This window comes from Streptomyces sp. NPDC101118 (assembly GCF_044759445.1).
Classification (GTDB): Bacteria; Actinomycetota; Actinomycetes; order Streptomycetales; family Streptomycetaceae; genus Streptomyces.
The window spans coordinates 624733-642751 of record NZ_JBIVZG010000002.1 but is presented as its reverse complement, the minus strand read 5'-3'; the positions used below and the strand labels follow the sequence as shown (position 1 = coordinate 642751).

At 70.9% G+C, this 18019-nt stretch carries 18 protein-coding genes; 6 read left to right on the top strand and 12 right to left on the bottom strand.

The features are described 5' to 3' along the window. Window positions 1-17 precede the first annotated feature (17 nt). The 4 genes from ACIQUQ_RS05895 to ACIQUQ_RS05880 form a co-directional block, all read right to left on the bottom strand. Window positions 18-1079, bottom strand: a complete 1062-nt coding sequence (locus ACIQUQ_RS05895) for a MerR family transcriptional regulator (protein WP_403971743.1) — start codon at window positions 1077-1079, stop codon at window positions 18-20. A gap of 81 nt (window positions 1080-1160) precedes the next feature. After that, the gene (locus ACIQUQ_RS05890; RefSeq protein WP_403971741.1) at window positions 1161-1340 is read right to left on the bottom strand and encodes a DUF6480 family protein; all 180 of its coding nucleotides are present in this window, start codon (window positions 1338-1340) and stop codon (window positions 1161-1163) included. 17 nt (window positions 1341-1357) lie between these two features. Continuing rightward, window positions 1358-1909, bottom strand: coding sequence for a DUF4383 domain-containing protein (locus tag ACIQUQ_RS05885; protein ID WP_403971739.1), 552 nt, complete (start codon window positions 1907-1909; stop codon window positions 1358-1360). A gap of 174 nt (window positions 1910-2083) precedes the next feature. Further along, window positions 2084-2263 carry a hypothetical protein gene (locus ACIQUQ_RS05880; RefSeq protein WP_403971737.1) on the bottom strand — a complete coding sequence of 60 codons (180 nt, stop codon included), beginning with the start codon at window positions 2261-2263 and terminating at the stop codon, window positions 2084-2086. Between the two features lie 307 nt (window positions 2264-2570). Here ACIQUQ_RS05880 and ACIQUQ_RS05875 point away from each other — a divergent pair, with 307 nt between their 5' ends. The 6 genes from ACIQUQ_RS05875 to ACIQUQ_RS05850 all read left to right on the top strand — a co-directional run bounded on the left by ACIQUQ_RS05875 (window position 2571) and on the right by ACIQUQ_RS05850 (window position 8726). After that, window positions 2571-3527, top strand: coding sequence for an ABC transporter substrate-binding protein (locus tag ACIQUQ_RS05875; RefSeq protein ID WP_403971735.1), 957 nt, complete (start codon window positions 2571-2573; stop codon window positions 3525-3527). Continuing rightward, window positions 3524-4489, top strand: a complete 966-nt coding sequence (locus tag ACIQUQ_RS05870; RefSeq protein ID WP_403971733.1) for an amino acid ABC transporter permease — start codon at window positions 3524-3526, stop codon at window positions 4487-4489. The genes ACIQUQ_RS05875 and ACIQUQ_RS05870 overlap by 4 nt, the downstream gene beginning before the upstream one ends. An 8-nt stretch (window positions 4490-4497) precedes the next feature. Continuing rightward, window positions 4498-5250, top strand: a complete 753-nt coding sequence (locus tag ACIQUQ_RS05865; protein WP_403971814.1) for an amino acid ABC transporter ATP-binding protein — start codon at window positions 4498-4500, stop codon at window positions 5248-5250. Next, a complete protein-coding gene (locus tag ACIQUQ_RS05860) occupies window positions 5247-6461 on the top strand; it encodes a M20 family metallopeptidase (RefSeq protein ID WP_403971731.1) in 1215 nt (404 codons plus the stop codon). Before ACIQUQ_RS05865 ends, ACIQUQ_RS05860 begins: the two co-directional genes overlap by 4 nt. A gap of 41 nt (window positions 6462-6502) precedes the next feature. Then, the gene (locus ACIQUQ_RS05855; protein ID WP_403971729.1) at window positions 6503-7756 is read left to right on the top strand and encodes a cyanophycinase; all 1254 of its coding nucleotides are present in this window, start codon (window positions 6503-6505) and stop codon (window positions 7754-7756) included. Between the two features lie 100 nt (window positions 7757-7856). Beyond that, window positions 7857-8726, top strand: coding sequence for a MurR/RpiR family transcriptional regulator (locus tag ACIQUQ_RS05850; protein ID WP_403971727.1), 870 nt, complete (start codon window positions 7857-7859; stop codon window positions 8724-8726). A 158-nt stretch (window positions 8727-8884) separates the two neighbouring features. Here the strand turns inward: ACIQUQ_RS05850 and ACIQUQ_RS05845 are convergent, their stop codons facing one another. The 8 genes from ACIQUQ_RS05845 to ACIQUQ_RS05810 all read right to left on the bottom strand — a co-directional run bounded on the left by ACIQUQ_RS05845 (window position 8885) and on the right by ACIQUQ_RS05810 (window position 17981). Next, on the bottom strand, window positions 8885-9775 hold the full coding sequence (locus tag ACIQUQ_RS05845; protein WP_403971725.1) for an ABC transporter ATP-binding protein: 891 nt from the start codon (window positions 9773-9775) through the stop codon (window positions 8885-8887). Beyond that, complete coding sequence (locus tag ACIQUQ_RS05840) at window positions 9775-10803, bottom strand: FecCD family ABC transporter permease (RefSeq protein ID WP_403971812.1); 1029 nt, start codon at window positions 10801-10803, stop codon at window positions 9775-9777. Before ACIQUQ_RS05840 ends, ACIQUQ_RS05845 begins: the two co-directional genes overlap by 1 nt. 82 nt (window positions 10804-10885) lie before the next feature. After that, a complete protein-coding gene (locus tag ACIQUQ_RS05835) occupies window positions 10886-11893 on the bottom strand; it encodes an ABC transporter substrate-binding protein (RefSeq protein ID WP_403971723.1) in 1008 nt (335 codons plus the stop codon). Between the two features lie 104 nt (window positions 11894-11997). Then, window positions 11998-12981, bottom strand: coding sequence for a PLP-dependent cysteine synthase family protein (locus tag ACIQUQ_RS05830; RefSeq protein ID WP_403971721.1), 984 nt, complete (start codon window positions 12979-12981; stop codon window positions 11998-12000). Next, on the bottom strand, window positions 12978-14120 hold the full coding sequence (hisC, locus tag ACIQUQ_RS05825; protein WP_403971717.1) for a histidinol-phosphate transaminase: 1143 nt from the start codon (window positions 14118-14120) through the stop codon (window positions 12978-12980). The genes ACIQUQ_RS05830 and hisC overlap by 4 nt, the downstream gene beginning before the upstream one ends. After that, complete coding sequence (locus ACIQUQ_RS05820) at window positions 14117-15556, bottom strand: MATE family efflux transporter (protein ID WP_403971715.1); 1440 nt, start codon at window positions 15554-15556, stop codon at window positions 14117-14119. The genes hisC and ACIQUQ_RS05820 overlap by 4 nt, the downstream gene beginning before the upstream one ends. Further along, window positions 15556-16536 carry an ornithine cyclodeaminase gene (locus tag ACIQUQ_RS05815; RefSeq protein ID WP_403971713.1) on the bottom strand — a complete coding sequence of 327 codons (981 nt, stop codon included), beginning with the start codon at window positions 16534-16536 and terminating at the stop codon, window positions 15556-15558. Before ACIQUQ_RS05815 ends, ACIQUQ_RS05820 begins: the two co-directional genes overlap by 1 nt. A gap of 50 nt (window positions 16537-16586) precedes the next feature. After that, a complete protein-coding gene (locus ACIQUQ_RS05810) occupies window positions 16587-17981 on the bottom strand; it encodes an alanine racemase (RefSeq protein WP_403971711.1) in 1395 nt (464 codons plus the stop codon). Between the last annotated feature and the right edge of the window lie 38 nt (window positions 17982-18019).

The window sequence follows — 18019 nt, the reverse complement described above, 5'->3', positions numbered from 1 at the left end:
ACGCCGGGAGTGGGCCGTCACGGCGGGGAGCTCTCCCCGCCGGGCGGCCCTGGCGGCTCTCCGTCGTCTGCCGGACCTGCGGCCCGCGCCGTGTAGAGCGCGCCGATCGCGTCCAGGGCCTGTCGCAGCCCGCCGGGGCGCCGCATGCCCGCCGTGGCGGCCTGTGGGGGCCAGCCCGGGCCCGCCAGCAGGACCAGGGGGGCCTTCCGTGCGCCCCTGACACCGAAGGCGGTGGAGGCGACCTGCCGGGCCAGGGTGCTGTCGGCCGTGGAACGGGACTGCGACCACAGCACCACGGCCGGCGGCCCCAGTCGGCGCACCGCTGCCAGCAGGGCCTCCGCGGGCACGGCCGCGCCGAACATCCGGGCCGGCAGCGCACGTTCGGCCAGACCTGCGGCCAGAGCCTCCAACGGGAGGGTGTACTGTTCGCCGGGCAGGCACGCCATGACCACCGGTGCCGCTCGGCCCGGGGCCGGGGCGGCGGCCGCCGCCCGTCGCAGGACGGTCGAGACGTGCCACGACAGCAGGTGCTCCACCTCGACGTAGCGGTCGTCCGCGGCCTCCCACTTGCGGCCTGCCGCGTGCAGCGTCGGCGCCATCACCTCTTCCCATGCGGTCACCAGGCCGTGGATCCGCATGGCTTCGTGCAGCAGGCTCTCCATGGCCGGGCCGTCGAGCCGCAGCGCGGCCCGCGCCAGCCCCCGGCACTCCTGGCGCACCCGGCCCAGGGGCAGCCCGCCGCCCGCACCGCCGTGAGCGGACCGCGGCGGGACGTCCGCCGGCCCGTCGGCGTCCTGGGGCGGACGCGCCGACGGCTCGACGGGGGCATCCCCGTCGAGCTGTCGGCGCAGCGCCACGGCCGCGCGGGCGGCCTCCGCCGGAGGGATCCCCGACGAGGTGAGCCGGCACATCTCCTCCAGCATCGCGACATCGGCGGGCATCCACCGCCGGTGCCGGTTGCCCTCCCGGACGGCCGGCCCCATGCCGTACCGCTGCTCCCAGGACCGCACCGTGGTCGGCGACACGCCCAGTCGCCGTGCCACCGCGCCCGTGGAGACTCCGGGACTTCCTTCGGTCATGCCGCCACCATCCGATGCGGGGTCAATGCGAGTCGGCCGGGGCAGGGTGGTGCGGACGCCGTGGCCGCGGACGCCGTGGCTTCACCAGCCGGCGATGCGGACGACGAAGAACGCGGCCACCATGAGCGCCCCGACCGCGATGAGGCTCAGGAAGGCCCAGGGGTGTTCCCACACCCCTCCGTCCGGTCGCTCCTGGTGTGCGGCCGCTGTCGAGGCCTCCGCCTCGGGTGTCTCTTCTGGGGGCACCTTGGGTGTGGACATGATTCCTCCCGGATGGCTCAAGCGGGTTCGTGCTGGTGCTCGGGAATGGCGGCCGGGTCCGCGGACGGCAGGGCGCGACGACGGGCGGCGGCCTTCTCGCGCGCGGCCTGCCGGGGGTGACGCCGTTGCCAGTACGGGTTGTCGTGGGGCAGACCGCCGCTGACCCGGCCGTACATCCCGAAGGTCATGATCAGCAGCCCCATGAGGAAGCTGAAGACGACGTTCGACAGCCCGAAGTCGAGGATGTTGCCCGGGCGGCCGATGAGGAACAGGTGGACGAAGCCGCTCGCGACGAAGAGGACTCCGACGACGATGTTGACCGTCGAGGCGAAGTTGCCGCCGATCACCGCGGCGACGATCAGCAGGACCCCGAAGAGCACCGAGATCGAACTGAGCAGGCCGTTGGTGGACAGCCCGGCGATCCGCTGCCCCTCGGTGCTGAAGAAGGACAGGCTGTCGGCGAAGCCGAGGGAGCCGAAGACGAGGAGCAGCAGGCCGCACAGGCCGGCGCCGATGCCGTAGACGCGGTGGAGTCGGTGGTCCACGGGCAGTTCCTCTTTCAGACGCATGGTCCCTCCCAGAGGGGTGGAATGGGCCGGTCCCCGAGGGCTTCAGCTTGATGAACGCGGCGATGGCGGGAAACTCGCAGTGCTTCTGCGTCGTTTTCGGCCCGGCGGGGACGTCCCGATGGATGTCGTCGAGGGCGCGGCTCATGGAGCCCGGGACGACGGCGCCGGCGCCGTTCATGACGTGAGCGGGGCCTTGCCAGGAGGGGCGGAGGCGTCCGTGGCGCTGCCCAGGCGGATTCTCGATGCCGCGGCGTGGGCCGGTTCGGCGGCCAGGAGCGTGCCGGGCAGGGTCAGCAGGGCGGCGGTGGCCGCGGCGGCGAGCACGGGTCGGGCTCGGCGGTGGGTTCGTTGCATGGCGGTGCCCTCGCTCTGGGGGTGGGGAGGATGCGACCGGTGCCACATTCGAGTAGTAGCGGAAGATACAAGCTGGCTGTTTCCTCGCACAGATGTAATGACGAGATCGACTTCCCGTGATCCCAAACCAGCCCCAGAAGCCGCACATTGCAGCGAAAACGGGATGTCCCGCCTCGGCCTGGCGCACTTCCTACGTGCGTAACGCGCGGTACATCTAGTCAAACTGCGCGCGGATCTGTAACTTCCGGTGTGGCTCGCCGATGGCAGCCGTCCCCGTGTGTCCACTCCCTTGTGAACGAGGTCCCACATGCACGCACGCACACGATCCGTCCGCTTCCTGTCGGCAGCGGCTGTGGCGCTCGCCGGCTCCGCCGCCCTGTCGGCGTGCGGGAACAGTGCCCCCGCGCCCGGCACGGCCGCCCCTGCCTTCTCCGAGGTCGCCGGCGTCCAGGTCCGCAAGGACGCGGGCCTGTACGACTCCCTGCCCGACGCGGTCCGGTCGTCCGGCACCGTCCGCGTGGCGACCGATGTGCCGTACGCGCCGTTCGAGATGTTCGTCAAGGAGGGGGAGAGCCGGCTGACCGGCCTCGACTACGACCTGGGCCAGGCCCTGGGAGCCAAGCTGGGGGTCAAGTTCGCCTTCACGCCGCAGAAGTTCGACGGCCTCATCCCGGCGATCCAGGCGGGCAAGTACGACGTGGCGATCTCCGCCATCACCGACACCAAGGAGCGCCGGCAGGTCGTCGACTTCGTCGACTACTCCCAGTCCGGCTCCGGTCTGCTGGTCGCCGAGGGCAACCCGGCCGGGATCACCACGCTGGACGACCTGTGCGGGCACCCCGTCGGGGTGCAGGCCGCCACCAACCAGGCGGACCTGCTCAAGGCCCATCAGGCGCGCTGTACCGAACTGGGCAGGAAGCCCGTCGACGTCCAGACCTTCCCCAAGGACTCCGACGCCCAGCTCGCCCTGCGCGCGGGGAAGGTCGTCGCGGACGTCCTGACGAAGCCGGCCGCCGGCTGGACGGCCAAGACCGCCGAGGACGGCAAGGCCTTCGACTCGGTGGAGGACCCGGCGGCGCAGGGCGGCTACCAGGCCTCGCCGAACGGGATCGCGGTGTCGAAGAAGCTGCCGCAGCTCACCGACGCGATCCAGAAGGCGCTGCAGCAGCTCATCGACGACGGCACCCTGACCAGGATCTGCGACAAGTACGGGGTCGCCTCCATCGCGGTCAAGGAAGCCACGAAGAACGCGGGCGCCCAGTGAGCGACACCACCGCACCGACCGCACTCCCACCCGCAGCCACAACCGGCGGCGAGGCACCCGACGTCGTGCCGGTACGCCACTACGGGCGCTGGGCCGCCGCTGTGGTGGCCGTGGCCGCGCTGATCGGCCTGGCCGGGTCACTCGCCAGGAACGACAACCTCCACTGGGACGTCGTCGGCGACTACCTCTTCGCCGGCCTGATCTTCGACGGGATGGCCACCACGTTGTGGCTGACCGCCGCCGCGATGGCGCTCGGCCTGGTGCTGGGGACCGTCATCGCGGTCATGCGGCTGTCCGACAGCCCCGTGCTGTACGGGCTGTCGTCGCTGTTCGTGTGGGCCTTCCGGGGCACGCCGCTGCTGGTGCAGATCATCTTCTGGGGCTACGCCGCGGCGCTGTACTCCCAGATCAAGATCGGTATCCCGTTCACGGGCATCACGTTCGTCTCCTGGGACACCAACGCCGTCCTGACCCCCGCGGTGGCCGCCCTGCTGGCCCTGGGCCTCAACGAAGCCGCGTACGCCTCCGAGATCGTCCGCGCGGGCATCCAGTCCGTCGACCCCGGGCAGGCCGAGGCCGCGCACTCGCTGGGCATGCGCCCCGGCCTGACCATGCGGCGGATCGTCCTGCCGCAGGCGATGCGGGTCATCATCCCGCCCATGGGCAACGAGACCATCAACATGCTCAAGATGACCGCGCTGGTCTCCGTGATCGCCGCCCACGACCTGATGTCCAACGTCCAGGAGGTGTACGCGCAGAACTACCAGGTCATCCCCCTGCTGGTGGTGGCCAGTTGCTGGTACCTGGCGCTGGTCTCGCTGCTGAGCGTCCCGCAGGCCTGGCTCGAGCGCCGGTACGGCCGGGGCACGGCCCGCAGCAAGAGCACTCCGGCCCTCCAGCGGATGCTCGGCAGCGCAGGCACCGTGTGGCTGCCTCGTACGAAGAAGGAGGCCGGGCGATGACCCAGCCCATGGTCCAGGCCCGTGGAGTGAACAAGAACTACGGCAGCCTGAAGGTACTGCGCGGCATCGACCTCACGGTCGAACGCGGTCAGGTCTGCTGCCTGCTGGGCCCCTCGGGGTCGGGCAAATCCACCTTCCTGCGGTGCATCAACCACCTCGAGCGCATCGACGGTGGAACCCTGGCCGTCGACGGCGACCTCGTCGGCTACCGCCACCAGGCGGGCAGGCTGCACGAGCTGCGCGAGCGGGAGGTCGCCGCACGCCGCCGCGACATCGGCATGGTCTTCCAGCGCTTCAATCTCTTCCCGCACATGACCGCACTGGAAAACATCTGCGAGGCGCCGGTGAAGGTCGCCGGCGTCTCGAAGCCGGAAGCCGAGGCCGAAGGGCGCCGGCTCCTGCAGCAGGTCGGGCTCGCCGACCGGGCCGGTCACTATCCCGCGCAGCTCTCCGGCGGCCAGCAGCAGCGCGTCGCCATCGCCCGCGCGCTGGCGATGAAGCCGAAGCTGATGCTCTTCGACGAGCCCACCTCCGCCCTGGACCCGGAACTGGTGGGCGACGTGCTGGACGTGATGCGGCGCCTGGCCGCGGCCGGCATGACCATGGTCGTCGTCACCCACGAGATCGGGTTCGCCCGTGAAGTGGCCGACACGGCCGTCTTCATGGACGAGGGCGTCGTCGTCGAAGCCGGGGACCCGCACCAGGTCCTGACCGAACCGTCCCAGGAGCGCACCCGTGCGTTCCTCTCCAAGGTCCTGTGAGCGCCGCCACCCGGCCCCAGCCGTCCACGCGGACACTGCGGGCCCGGGCCGCAGCCCGCCACAGCGAGTACCTCGCCGACCTTGCCGCGCTGGTGGCCATCGACTCCGGCTCCTACAGCCCCGACGGCGTCAACCGCGTCGCGGCCTGGCTCGCCGACCGCCTCGAACGCTGCGGCGCCACCACGCAGACCGTCCCCGTAGGCCGCTACCGGGGGCGAGCCCTGGGCAACGCACTCGTCGCGCGCAAGAAGGGCTCCCGCAGCGCAGCGGACGGCGGGCGGCGAATCCTGCTCGCGGGCCACATGGACACCGTGTTCGAGGACGGGACCGCTGAAGAGCGGCCCTTCAGCCTCGACGGCGCCCTGGCCCGCGGCCCCGGTGTCAGCGACGACAAGGGCGGTCTGCTGGCTGGTCTGAGCGCGCTGGAGATCCTGACGGAAGACGGCTTCGACGACTACGACGAGATCATCTTCTGGGCCACGCCGGACGAGGAGATCGGCTCACCCGGCAGCTCCGCACTGACCCGCGCCCTGGCCGCCGAGGCGGACTTCGCACTCGCTTTGGAGTGCGCGCGGGAGAACGGCGACGTGGTCATCGCCCGCAAGGGCGTCGCCGAATACGTGATCACCGTCGAAGGCCGGGCAGCACACGCCGGCATCGAGCCCGAACGCGGCGCGCACGCCGCCCTGGCCGCCGCCCACCTCACCATCGCCCTGCAGGCCCTCAACAGCCGGGAAACGGATGCCACGATCAACGTCGGCATCCTGCAGGCAGGAACCCGCCCGAACATCGTGCCCGACAAGGCCGAACTCCACGTCGAAGTGCGGGCAACTGCCGCTGCCTGCCTCGACCGCATCGGCCACGCCCTCGTGGAGGCGGCCGCGCGCCTGGCCGTCCCCGGCACCACGGCCACCGTGCGGCAGCTGGACCTGTGCCCGCCGATGGAGGCCACCAACGCCGGCCGCCACATGCTGGCCCTCGCCCACAGCGCCGCCGCAGGGCTGGGCTTGACCTTCGGAGCCGCTCACACCGGAGGAGTCGGCGACGCCAACACCGTCGCCGCCGCCGGCACCCCGGTCCTCGACGGGCTCGGGCCGGTCGGCGGAGCCGACCACTCCCCCGAGGAGTGGCTCGACACCGCCACGATCACCGACCGCGTCACCCTTTTGGCCCTGCTGATCGCCCGCCTCTGCCACACCACCGCCCCCTGAACGGAGCCTCCATGCCCGGCACCCGCTCACGGCGCAGCCTCATGGCTGCCACCACCACTGCGCTGCTCGCAGCCCTGACCCTCCCCGCCGCTGCCGCCCCCTCACCCCGCCCTGCCGTCGCCGGCTCCCTGGTCCTGGTCGGCGGCGGACTCAAGGCCGACAACAAGGCCGTCTACGGTGAGATCATCACCCGCGCCGGCGCGCACAATGCCCGCATCGGAGTCCTCACGGCCGCCTCCGTTCCCGCCAGCCAGGACCCCCACGCCGAGGACCCGGACCGGTGCAGCAACTCCGCCTGCAACGGCGCCTACTACGCCTCCCTGTTCACCCAGCACGGCGCCGCGGACGCGCAGTGGATACCCATCGACCTCGACCACATCGCCAACGCCGACTCCGACGCCGTCGTCGCCCAGGTCAACTCCATGACCGGCTTCTTCTTCGGCGGCGGCGACCAGTACCGGTACATCACCACCCTCCTGCACGGCGACGCTCACACCGACACCAAGGTCCTGGCCGCCATCCGCGCCAAGCTCGCCGCCGGCGCGGTCGTCGCCGGCTCCTCCGCCGGCGCCCAGATCATGGCCGGCCGCGACATGGTCACCGGCGGCGAGTCCTACCAGGGGCTGCGCGACGGCAGCGCCCCCGGCTACTTCGACGACCCCGCCCGCCTGGGCTACGTGCCGGCCGGCGGCTTCGGATTCCTCAACTCCGGCCTCCTCGACACCCACACCGGCGCCTACGGCCGTGAAGGGCGGGCCCTGCGCCTGGCCGCCGACACCGGACACGACCGTGTCTACGGCCTCGAAGAGGACACCGCCCTGATCATCGACCGGCTCGGCACGCCCGCCGAGACCGCCACCGTCAAGGGCACCCGCGGCCTGACCGTCCTGGACCTGCGCCACGCCCGCACGCGCACCACGACCGCCGGCTGGTCGCTCAGCGGAGCCCGCTACACCCACCTCACCGACGGCGACCGCTACCTCCCGCAGGCCTGGCAGGCGCTGCCCGCGCCCGGCAAACGCCCCGCCGCCGGGGCCGGCGACGCCCCGGTGCCCGCCAACGACGACGTCTTCCACTCCCCGGACAACACCGGTGGCCGGCCCTACTCCCTCCTGAGTACCGCCCGGGCCCTGGCATCCGCCCGCGCCCAGCACACCGCGACAGCCTCCACCTTCGAGACGAACCCGCGCTTCACCGTGACGCTGTCCAAACCTGCCGGCCCCGGCGCCTGGGCTGCCGGCCCGTCAGGGCCTGTCACGCTCACCGGACTCACCCTCGGCATCACCCCCCACTGACCGGACAGCCGCCACAGCCCCCCGGACGGCCGCGTCCGCCGAGCATGGCACTAGGCTCGGCGGACGCGGCACGAACCACCCGAAAGGAAACCACCCGACGATGAGCGGCACCCTGGCCGACCGCATCCGCGCCGACCTCGGCGAACTCAGCCCCGCTGAACGCAAGGTCGCCCGCACGCTGCTGGCCGGATACCCCGCAGCGGTCTTCGAGACCGTCGCCGTCATCGCCGACCGCGCCGCCGTCTCCGCCCCCACCGTCCTGCGTTTCGCCGCACGCATGGGCTACCGCGGCTTCCCCGACCTCCAAGCCGCCGTTCGCACGGAACTCGACGCCCGCAACGCCTCCCCCATCGCCCTCTACGAAGCCGCCGGGCTGGGCACCCTTCCCCAGGACGAGACCAACACGGCCGGCCTCCTCGAGCAGGCCGACGCAGCCTTCAATCCCGCACTGACCCGGACCTTCGCCGAAATCCCCCCACACGACTTCCAACGCGCGGTGGAACTGCTCGCCGACCGCAAACGCCGCATCACCCTCGCCGGCGGCCGCTTCACCCACCTGCTGGCCCAGTACCTGGGCCTTCACCTGATGCAACTGCGCGAGGACGTCCGCTTCCTGCCCGACCGGCCGGTGGAGCGCACCGCAGCCCTGGCTCAGCTGAGCCGACGTGACGTGGTTGTCGTGTTCGACTACCGCCGGTACGAAGACGACAAGACCGCGATCGCCCAGCTCACACGCGAGGCCGGCGGCAAGGCCATCGTCTTCACCGACCCCTGGCTCTCCCCCGCCGCCACCCACGCAGACGTCGTCCTGCCCAGCCAGGTCGGCACCATGGCCCCCTACGACAGCCTCGTCCCCACCCTCGCCGTCATCGAAGTCCTCATCGCCGGCGTCATCACCGCCCTCGGCCCCCAGGCACACCGGCAACTGCACCACAACGAACAGATCGCCCGCCGGACGGGCCTGCTCTGAACAGTCTCCCGGGGATCTGCCACCGCCGGAGGGCGGAACAAACGGTCGGTCCTGCCACCTCCGCCGGGCTCACCGGCCGTTGGTGCCCGCAGCGCCTTTGAAGGGTCCGGTGATTTCGTCCGTGATCCAGCCCCCGTAGAAGCCACCCGCCCGGGGCCTCACGCGCACCCCTCCGGCCAGGCAGAGATCGACTCGCCCCGCGAAGAAGCAGAGGTGGTGGGCGATGCTGCGGTATCCCGGCCGGGGGGTCGCATCCCCTCCTTGTCCGTCCTGCGCGTGGCGGTGGCGGCCAGGTAGGTGATGCGGAGGGTGCCGGTGGTGCGTTCGCGGTCGACGAGCACGTTGACGCCGTAGACCGCCTTGACCAGGTCCGGTGTCAGCACGGCCTCCGGGGTGCCCGCGGCGGCCACCTGTCCGCGGTCGAGTACGACGATGTGGTCGCAGTAGCGGGCGGCGAGGTTGAGGTCGTGCAGGGCGACGACGCAGGTCACCTCCAGGGACGTGAGCAGGTCGAGGAGTTCGAGCTGGTGGCGGATGTCGAGGTGGTTGGTGGGTTCGTCCAGGAGGATCTCCCGGGGCTCCTGGGCGAGGGCGCGGGCGAGTTGGGTGCGTTGCTTCTCGCCGCCGGAGAGGCTGTGCCAGCTCCGGTGCTGCTTGTCCGCGATGTCGGTCCGTTCCAGTGCCGCGTCCACGATCCGCCGGTCGTGCTCGTTCAGGGAGTCGAAGCGGCCGCGGAACGGGGTGCGGCCCAGTTGCACGACCTGGCGGACGGTGACGTGGTGGTGGGCGGACACGTCCTGTTCGACGACGGCGAGCCGACGGGCCAGCACCCGGCGGTGCAGGTCGTCCAGGCGCGTGTCGTCGTAGCGGACGGTTCCTGTCGCGGGGCGGCGCAGCCCGGCGAGCAGGCGCAGCAGTGTCGACTTTCCCGAGCCGTTGGGCCCGAGGAGGCCGACGGTCTTCCCGTCGTGTGCCGCCATGTCGATGCCGTCCAGCAGCCGGTGGCCTTTCACCGCCCACGAGAGTCGGGTGGTGGTGATGCTGCCCATCAGGACTCCAGACGGTTCAGGACCAGCGCGAAGGCGGGCGCTCCGAGGAGCGCGGTGATGACGCCGGCGGGCAGTTCGTGGGGCGAGAACGCGGTCCGTGCGAACGCATCCACCCAGATGAGGAAGACGGCACCGGCGATCGCGGACAGGGGCAGCAAGGTACGGTGCATCGGCCCGGCCAGGGCGCGGACCGCATGCGGGATGAGCAACCCGATGAAGCCGATCGCGCCGGCGGCCGCCACGGCGGCCGCCGTCATGACGGAGGTCAGCACCATCAGCCAGACGCGGGCCGCGGTGACGTTGATGCCCAGGGCGGCGGCGGAGTCCCATCCGAAGGTGAAGGCGTCGAGGGCGGGTGCGAAGACCTGGACGGCGATCACCCCGATGAGGATGATCACGACGGTGACGGTCACCCCTTCCCACCGGGCGCCGCCGAGGGTGCCGAGCAGCCAGTACGTGAAGCCGCGGGTGGAGTTCGCGTCGCCGCTGACCATGAGGATGACCGAGGTGACCGCGGCGAAGAACTGGGACACGAGTACGCCGGTGAGCACCACGCGGGCCGGGCCGGCGACACGTCCCCCGCCGAGCAGGACCAGCAGCAGGCCGAAGGAGACCAGGCCGCCCGCGAAGGCGCCGGTCGAGAGGGAGATGCTGCCGCCGATGCCCAGCAGGAGCACGGCGACCGCGCCGGTGGAGGCGCCGGAGGAGACTCCCAGCAGGTAGGGGTCGGCCAGGGGGTTCCTGGTGACCGCCTGCAGTACCGCGCCCGAGACGGCCAGGGCCATGCCGACGGCGGCGGCCAGCAGGACCCGGGGGAAGCGCGACTCCCATATGAGGGCGTCCAGCAGCCCGGGCAGGGGTGGAGTGGGGGCGACGTCGCCCAGACCGACGTGCCGCAGGATCGTGGAGAGGACTTCCAGCGGCCGGATGTCCGCGCTCCCGAGCAGCGAGGCGGCGAGGACCGACACCAGGAGCCCGGCCACGGCCAGGAGGAAGAGCGCGACCGTCGTGGCGCGTCGCGGGCCCAGCGGAACCGTTTCACGGCCGGTGACCGGAATTCCGGTGGCCTCGGCAGTCCTGTTCGAACTCGTCATCATGCCGGTCGTCCGTTCAGTTGAACTCGTTGAGGCGGTCGACCAGCGCGGGAACCACTGACGCGCTGCCGTAGGCGGGATCCATGTGCGCGCCGGGGAGGGAGATGAACCGGTCACCCTTCACCGCGGCGAGCTTGTTGGTGAGGGGGTCCTTCTTGAGCAGGTCGATCTTCTCCTTCGCGGTGTCGTCGGGTTCGCCTCGGGTCAGGTCGGCCAGGATGATGACGTCGGGATCGCGGGCGGCGACCTCGTCCCAGCTGACTTCCGCCCACTTGGTCTTCGCGTCGGCGAAGATGTTCTCGACGCCGACGATGTCCGAGATGTGCTGCGGCAGACCGCCGGGGCCCGCGGCCCACGGGGTGCCCTCGTAGGTGGAGTAGAACCACATCACCTTCAGCGGGGTGTCGCGCTTCCTGACGGCTTTCAGCGCCCCGTCCACGACGGCCCGCTGTTCGGCGGCCAGCTTCTCTCCGGCGGCGGGCACGCCCATGATCCTGCCGAGCCGGCGGTACTCGTCGTACATCATGTCGAAGTTCGCGCCGGCCACGCTCTCGTGGGACGAGCAGTCGAATTCGGTCAGGTAGGTCGGCACGCCCAGGTCGTGGAGCTGCTTCCGGTCGCCGGACTGCTCCGCGGTGAACATGCTCGCGAAGGAGCCGTAGACGAAGTCCGGCTGCGCTTCCAGGAGCTTCTCGTGCTTGATCTCCTGCCCGTGCGCGGACAGGAGCGGGATCTTCTCGTACTGCTCGGCGATCGCGTCCGGCGTCTTTTCGATCTCGTAGCCCGATCCGGCGATCCTGTCACCCACTCCGAGGTGGATCAGGATCTCGGCGGCGGTCTGGTTCAGGGTGACGACCCTCTTCGGAGCGGCCTCGTACGTCACGCGGGTGCCGCAGTTGTCGAGGGTGAACGGGTAGGTCGTCGTGGGGCGCGGCCCCGCCGTCGCCGCCCGCTCGACGGCACCGGGGTCCGGGGCTGCCGTGCACCCCGCAACCGCGAGCACCGCCAGCCCGGCAACCGTCATGGTAATCATTTTCGAATTCATGGCCTGTGAAGCACCTGTTCGTTGGGGAGGAAGGAGTCCTGGCAGCCCAGGCGGACCACCTGGTGGAGCGTTCGGGGCGGGCGCTACCGCAGCATCGCGGCCAGCCGGTGGGCGACCTGCTCGTCGAACAAGCCGTGGGCCGCCATCCAGTCGTCGTTGAACACGGTGTCCAGGTACTTGTCACCGCCGTCGCAGACCAGCACGACGATGGTGGTCCCGGGTCCCGCGCCCTGCGCCTGCTCCAGCGCCTTGTAGACGACGCCGCCCGCCGAGCCGCCGATCAGGATGCCGAAGTTCCTGGCCAGGTGGCGGCACGTCTCGAAGGCTTGCGCGTCACTGGCCTTGACCCCCTCGTCGATCAGCTCGTAGTCGACGACCCCGCCGATCTCCGAGCCCTCGGGAGTACCGGTGCCGGACTGGTGGTACGGCGCGCCCTTGCCGCCGAAGACCACGGAGCCCACGGGCTCGACACCGATGATCTTCAGGTGCGGGATACGCTCGCGCAGGACACGGCCGGTGCCGCAGAGCGAGCCACCTGTGCCGACGGCCCCGTAGAGGTAGTGGATCCCGTCGCCCAGGTCGTCGTGCAGTTCGTGGGCGAGCGGCCGGTAGCCGTTGGGGTTGCCCTGGTTGCGGTGCTGCGCGGTCCAGTAGGCGCCGTGTTCGGCTGCCAGCCGTTCGGCCACCGCGTCCCGTTCCGCGGTGGCCAGGCCGTCCGCGCCCCCGGCGACGTTGAGGATGTCCGCGCCGTAGGCACGCATGCCGCGCAGCTTGTCCGTACTGGAGTGGTTGTCCACCACGGCGGTGAACTTGTATCCGCGTTCGGCGGCAATGAGGGCCAGGCCGAGCCCGGTGTTGCCGGAGGTGGACTCGACCAGCCATCCGCCCGGCGTGAGCAGCCCCGCCGCCTCCGCCTCGTCCACCATGTTCCTGGCCATCCGGATCTTGGCGGTGCCGGTGGGGTTGTACTGCTCCATCTTCAGCAGAACGGTCGCCGAACCGTCCGCAACCGGCAGGTCGAGCAGCGGCGTTCGCCCGATGAGGTCGGATATCTTGCTCTTGATCACTGGTTGTCCTTTGCGCAGATCTCCGTCAGGCACCGCACGAAGACGTCGTTGTCCTCCGGTGTCGACAGTGAGGCTCGGATGTGGTTCTCGTATCCCGGCTCGCGCCACGCCTTGACGATGATTCCGGCGCGGTGCAGCTCCTGGGCGACCCGGTCCGAGCGGCAGCCGGTGTCGATGAAGAGGAAGTTGGCCGAGGAGGGGACCACGCGCAGTCCCGCGCGACGCAGTCGGTCGGTGACCCTGGCGATCTCCGCAGCGGTCCGGCGGACCGTGTTCGCCAGGTGCGCGCCGTCGCCCAGCGCGGCGATGGCGGCGTCCTGGGCCGGCTGGTTGACGTTGTACGGAGTACGGACCCGGTCCAGGGCCTGGACCAGGGCGGAGTCGGAGGCGATGCCGTACCCCACCCGGACGCCCGCCAGGCCGTAGGCCTTGGAGAAGGTGCGCAGCACCATCCACGGCCGGTCCCGGCCCCGCAGGGCCTCCAGCCCGTCGGGGTACTCCGGGTCGGGCCGGGCGAACTCGCCGTACGCCTCGTCGAGCACCAGCAGGGCCGATGGGGGTGTCGCGGCGATGACTTGCTCCAGTTGGCCGGAGCTGAGCACCGCACCGGTGGGGTTGCACGGGTTGGCGAGGAAGACGAGTTTCGGGCCGGCTGCCAGCGCCTCGCGCCAGGCCTCCGCGTCGAAGGCGAACCCGGCGGTGACCGGGACCTTCTCGACCTGGGCGCCCATGACGCGGGGGAAGATCTCGTGCAGGCTGAACCCGGGCGCCTGGGTGACCACGAGGTCACCGGGATCGAGTACGGCCTGGCACAGCAGCTCCAGGATGTTCTCCGAGCCGTTGCCGAGCACGAGGCGCCCGGCCGGTACGCCGAGGCTCTTCCCGATGGCGTCGGTCAGTCGTCTGCCGGTGGGGTCGGGGTAGCGGGAGACGCCCTCGGCCAGGCCCTGGCGTACGGCCTCGGCGACCGCCGGGGAAGCGGCGAACGGGCTCTCGTTGTTGGAGAGTTTGATCACGCGGTGCGTTCCGCTGAGGGCGGCCACCACGTCCGGGTCTGCGCCGGGGTCGTAGCGGGGCAGGCCCGCCACCTCCTTGCGGATCAAGGCGGCTGATGCGGCGGGTGCGAGGGAATGGTTCACGACATCTCCGGTTCCGGAACGGGGGTGCTGGACGTCTCGCGGTGCAGGCGGCCGACTCGGCGCAGGAAGGCGGCCAGCAGGACGGCGGCGGTGGCCGCGAGGCCGACGGTCTGCCCGATCCACACGCCCTCGACGCCCCGGTCGGCGGTCACCCCGAGCAGGTAGCTCGCGGGCAGCCCGATCAGCCAGTACCCGACGAGGGAGATCCGGAAGGGACCTGCGGTGTCGCCGATGCCGCGCAGGATGCCGTTGCCGATGTTCTGCGTCGCGTCGAAGACCTGCAGGAGGGCGGCGATCAGCAGCCCGGTCACGGTCAGCGCGATGATGTCCGCGTTGCCGGCGTGCTCGGCCGAGATGAACAACGACACGATCGGCTCCGGTATCGCCACGTACACGGCGGCGACCACCAGCGTCGCGATCACGCCCCAGGCCGTGCCGAGGAGCCCCATGCGGCGGGCTGTCACGTAGTCGTTGCCGCTGCCGGCCTCACTGATGTGGATCGACGCCGCGTGCGACAGACCTGCGGAGATCATGAAGACGATGTAGACGATCTGGTTCAGAACCGTCTGCGCGGCCAGGGCCTCGGCGCCCAAGGAGCCGATGAGCAGGGTGAGCACGCTGAAGAACCCGGCCTCCGAGGCGTAGGTTCCCGCGATGGGCAGGCCGAGTCGCCAGACGGACCGCACCGCGTCCCCGTTCCAGCGCCGCGCGCAGGGTGAGGTGAGGTACGGGCGCAGGACGCCGTCGCGCAGGACCACCAGGGTGAACGCCAGGAAGGACAGCAGGAACACCGTGACGGTGGCGACGGCGACGCCGGCGGACCCGAGGGCGGGGAGACCGAACGTGCCGTGGATGAGTGCGTGGTTCAGGGCTGCGGTGACGCCGATCGAAGCCAGCGTGATGGCCAGGAGCGGGCCGGGGCGCTTGAGCCCGGTGGTGAAGTGCCGCAGGTTCTGGAACCACAGGCAGGGCAGCATGCCCGGTGCCATGATCAGCAGGAACTCGCCCGTCTTGTCGACGACCGCCGGGTCCTGACCCAGCAGGAGCAGCAGCGGGCCGGTCATCAGCAGTGCCGCGCAGAACACCACACCGCACACGGTCGACCAGAAGAATCCCGCGAACAGCAGCGCGCCGGTCCGTTCCCGGTCACCCCGTACGCGCGCCTCGGCGACCAGGTTGCCGACTCCGGTGACCAGGCCGGTCCCGGTGGTGCGCAACTGGTTGAACAGCGCGATGGCCAGGCCGGCTGCGGCGATCTCGACCGCGCCGAGCCTGCCCAGCATCACGATGTCCACGGTGGTCAGCGCGACGTAGGCGAAGTTCGTCAGGATCAGCGGGAACGCGAGCCTGAGCAGCGCCCGTGAACCCCCGGCCCACCAGCCGGCGCCGGTCCGTGCTGCCGCGGTCGCGGCGGTGGTCTCGGTCCTGTCGGTCATCACCAGAAGTCGACCCGTCCCCCGCGCCCGCCCGCCAGCGCGAGATCGGCCACGTACCGGCCCAGCGCGGCGTCGGTGACCGCCATGCCGCTGTTGTAGGCGAAGACCACGTCGTCCGGGTGTCGTCGGGCGGGTGCCCGGCCGAGCAGGATGTCCGGCAGCTGGGCGTCCACCGACGGCAGGCTGCCGTCCTCGCCCCGCAGGTCTTCGCAGGTGGCGTGCATCTGGGCGGTATCGGTGGCGATCCGGTAGTCCGCGCCGTGGCACACGTCGGCGTGCAGTCCGTATCCGAGGAGCACCGCAACCGAGCCCGGCCTCATCCAGTCACGCCGGACCTCCTCGCTGACGGAGAGGCCCGCGGCTCCGATCACGATGTCCGCCTCTCCGGCTGCCGCCCGGAGATCCTCGACGATCTCGACCTCGCGGCCCTCCACACCGTCCTGGACGGCGCGCAGACCTTCCGCGTAGGTGCCGAACACCTGCAGCCGTTCCAGCTTCGGCAAGGCCTCGGTCAGCATCGGCAGTGCCGCCTGCCCCTGGACGCCGGTGCCGACGACCAGGGCGCTCCGTGCGTCGGGGCGGGCCGCGCGGGCGAACAGCGCGGTGGTGGCCGACGACCGCAAGGGGCCGAGCTTCGCCACGTCCATCAGCGCGATGGGCGCTCCGGTGGTGTCGTCGACGAGGAAGACGAACGAGTGGAACCGGTAGCTGTCGCGGTTGCGGCGTGGGTCGAACTCGTAGACGGCCTTGAAGCAGACGGTGCCGCTGCCGGCGTCCCTGGCCACCATCGAGTAGCTGAGGGAGTGGTGTCCGGGATCGTCGATGATCGTCTTGACCGGGTTGTCCGAACCGCCTTCGCGCAACGCGCGGTAGGCCTGCTCGACGACCGCGATCACCTGTCGGCGGTCGAGGTCCAGTCCCTCCTGCTGGGACTGCGGCAAGAGCCACAGTTGCCCGGGTGGGGCGTAACTCTGGGACATGCGGGGCTTCTCCTTCGTTGACAGTGGCATGGGACGGGTTCGAAGCCGCATCAGACTCCGTCGAGGCGCCAGCGGGGTGGGGCCCCTTCGTCGCCGAGCCGGATCACGGCCTTCAACGGCAGTGCGGCGTCATGGAACGGGGACTCGTTGGAATCCATCTGGTAGCCGGCGGTGTTGAGGTAGACCAGTTGGTCACCGCGCCGGACGGGCCGCGGGAAGCCGATCTTCCGCCAGGTCACCAGGTCGCTCTCCAGGCAGGTCGAACCTGCGACGCAGGCCGGGAACACCTCGTCGGCGGCGGGCTGAGCCGACACCAGCAGCGGGTCGGGCAGATAGTCACTGCCGAACCACTGCTCGGAGAGACTGAAGCTGCTGCCCGCGACGGTGACGATCGCGTACCCGTCGGTGTCCCGTCGGTCGTCCACCTGCTGTACGCGGTACAGGGTGAATCCGGCCTGGTCCAACAGGGCCCGGCCGGGCTCGACGACGAACCGGAGCCCGTTGCGTGCCGCCTTCGCCGACAGGCTCTCCCCACCGTCGACCGGGTGCGCCATGATCGCGCGAACTGCCTGGGCCGGCGGCTGCCCGCCGTACGGATAGAAGTCCGTGAAGTCCTTGGCCGCGTGGTAGTGAGCCGGCTGGTTCTGCCGGAGGAACGCCTTCCAGAGCCGCGGCTCGACATAGCGGACCGGCAGCCCGCCGCCGATGTCGATCAGTTCCGCGGAGAGCGAGCCGCGCCGCCTGGCGTCGAGGCAGTGCTCGATCATTTCGTTCGCCGCCCGCGCGCGTTCCGCCGTCGAGTAGCCGTTCAGGTGGAAGGAGAACCCCCGGAGACCGACGTGGGCCGAGAGCTCCCCGCACAGACCGACGGCCGCGTCACGCTCGGCGGCGGACAGCCCGAAGCGGCTTCCGGGTTGGCCGTCCGTGCGGGTCCGCAGCAACACACGTGCCTGTTGCCTCGCGAGCCGCGCGGTCGCCGCCAGACGGCGGAGTTCGCTGATCGAGTCGACGGCGACCAGGCAGCCGTGCCGGACGGCGAGAGCGTGCAGCGTGTCGTTCTTCTCCGGACCGGAAATCCCGATCCGGTGCCCGGGAACTCCGCCGGCCAGGGCCTTGACCAGTTCGGGGGCGCTGGCGACGTCGATCCCGACACCCAGGGCGGCGGCCGACGCGACGTAACAGTCGGCCTTGTTCGCCTTCTTGGCGAACCAGATGTCGGCAGTGGCGCCCGCCTCGGCGAACGCCTGCCGGAGCGTGACGACGTTCTCCTCGAAGATCTCGGGCAGCACGACGTGCAGCGGTGACCCCAGGCCGTCCAACAGGTCGGCCAGCAGGGCGCGGTGATCCGCCAGGAGCGTGGCGACCGCGGGATGCAGAAGTGAGGTGAGAGCGAAGGGCCGGGCTCCGGCCGGTGGGCGCTCGAGCACCTGTTGCGAGATGAGCACCCCGTACTTCTATACGATTATGACAGTCATTTTCAATA

What these genes read in the sequence shown, in the direction of transcription:
- ACIQUQ_RS05895 (WP_403971743.1), bottom strand. Translation starts at nt 1,079, where the DNA reads ATGACCGAAGGAAGTCCCGGAGTCTCCACGGGCGCGGTGGCACGGCGA.
- ACIQUQ_RS05890 (WP_403971741.1), bottom strand. Translation starts at nt 1,340, where the DNA reads ATGTCCACACCCAAGGTGCCCCCAGAAGAGACACCCGAGGCGGAGGCC.
- ACIQUQ_RS05885 (WP_403971739.1), bottom strand. Translation starts at nt 1,909, where the DNA reads ATGCGTCTGAAAGAGGAACTGCCCGTGGACCACCGACTCCACCGCGTC.
- ACIQUQ_RS05880 (WP_403971737.1), bottom strand. Translation starts at nt 2,263, where the DNA reads ATGCAACGAACCCACCGCCGAGCCCGACCCGTGCTCGCCGCCGCGGCC.
- ACIQUQ_RS05875 (WP_403971735.1), top strand. Translation starts at nt 2,571, where the DNA reads ATGCACGCACGCACACGATCCGTCCGCTTCCTGTCGGCAGCGGCTGTG.
- ACIQUQ_RS05865 (WP_403971814.1), top strand. Translation starts at nt 4,498, where the DNA reads ATGGTCCAGGCCCGTGGAGTGAACAAGAACTACGGCAGCCTGAAGGTA.
- ACIQUQ_RS05855 (WP_403971729.1), top strand. Translation starts at nt 6,503, where the DNA reads ATGGCTGCCACCACCACTGCGCTGCTCGCAGCCCTGACCCTCCCCGCC.
- ACIQUQ_RS05850 (WP_403971727.1), top strand. Translation starts at nt 7,857, where the DNA reads ATGAGCGGCACCCTGGCCGACCGCATCCGCGCCGACCTCGGCGAACTC.
- ACIQUQ_RS05845 (WP_403971725.1), bottom strand. Translation starts at nt 9,775, where the DNA reads ATGGGCAGCATCACCACCACCCGACTCTCGTGGGCGGTGAAAGGCCAC.
- ACIQUQ_RS05835 (WP_403971723.1), bottom strand. Translation starts at nt 11,893, where the DNA reads ATGACGGTTGCCGGGCTGGCGGTGCTCGCGGTTGCGGGGTGCACGGCA.
- ACIQUQ_RS05820 (WP_403971715.1), bottom strand. Translation starts at nt 15,556, where the DNA reads ATGACCGACAGGACCGAGACCACCGCCGCGACCGCGGCAGCACGGACC.
- ACIQUQ_RS05815 (WP_403971713.1), bottom strand. Translation starts at nt 16,536, where the DNA reads ATGTCCCAGAGTTACGCCCCACCCGGGCAACTGTGGCTCTTGCCGCAG.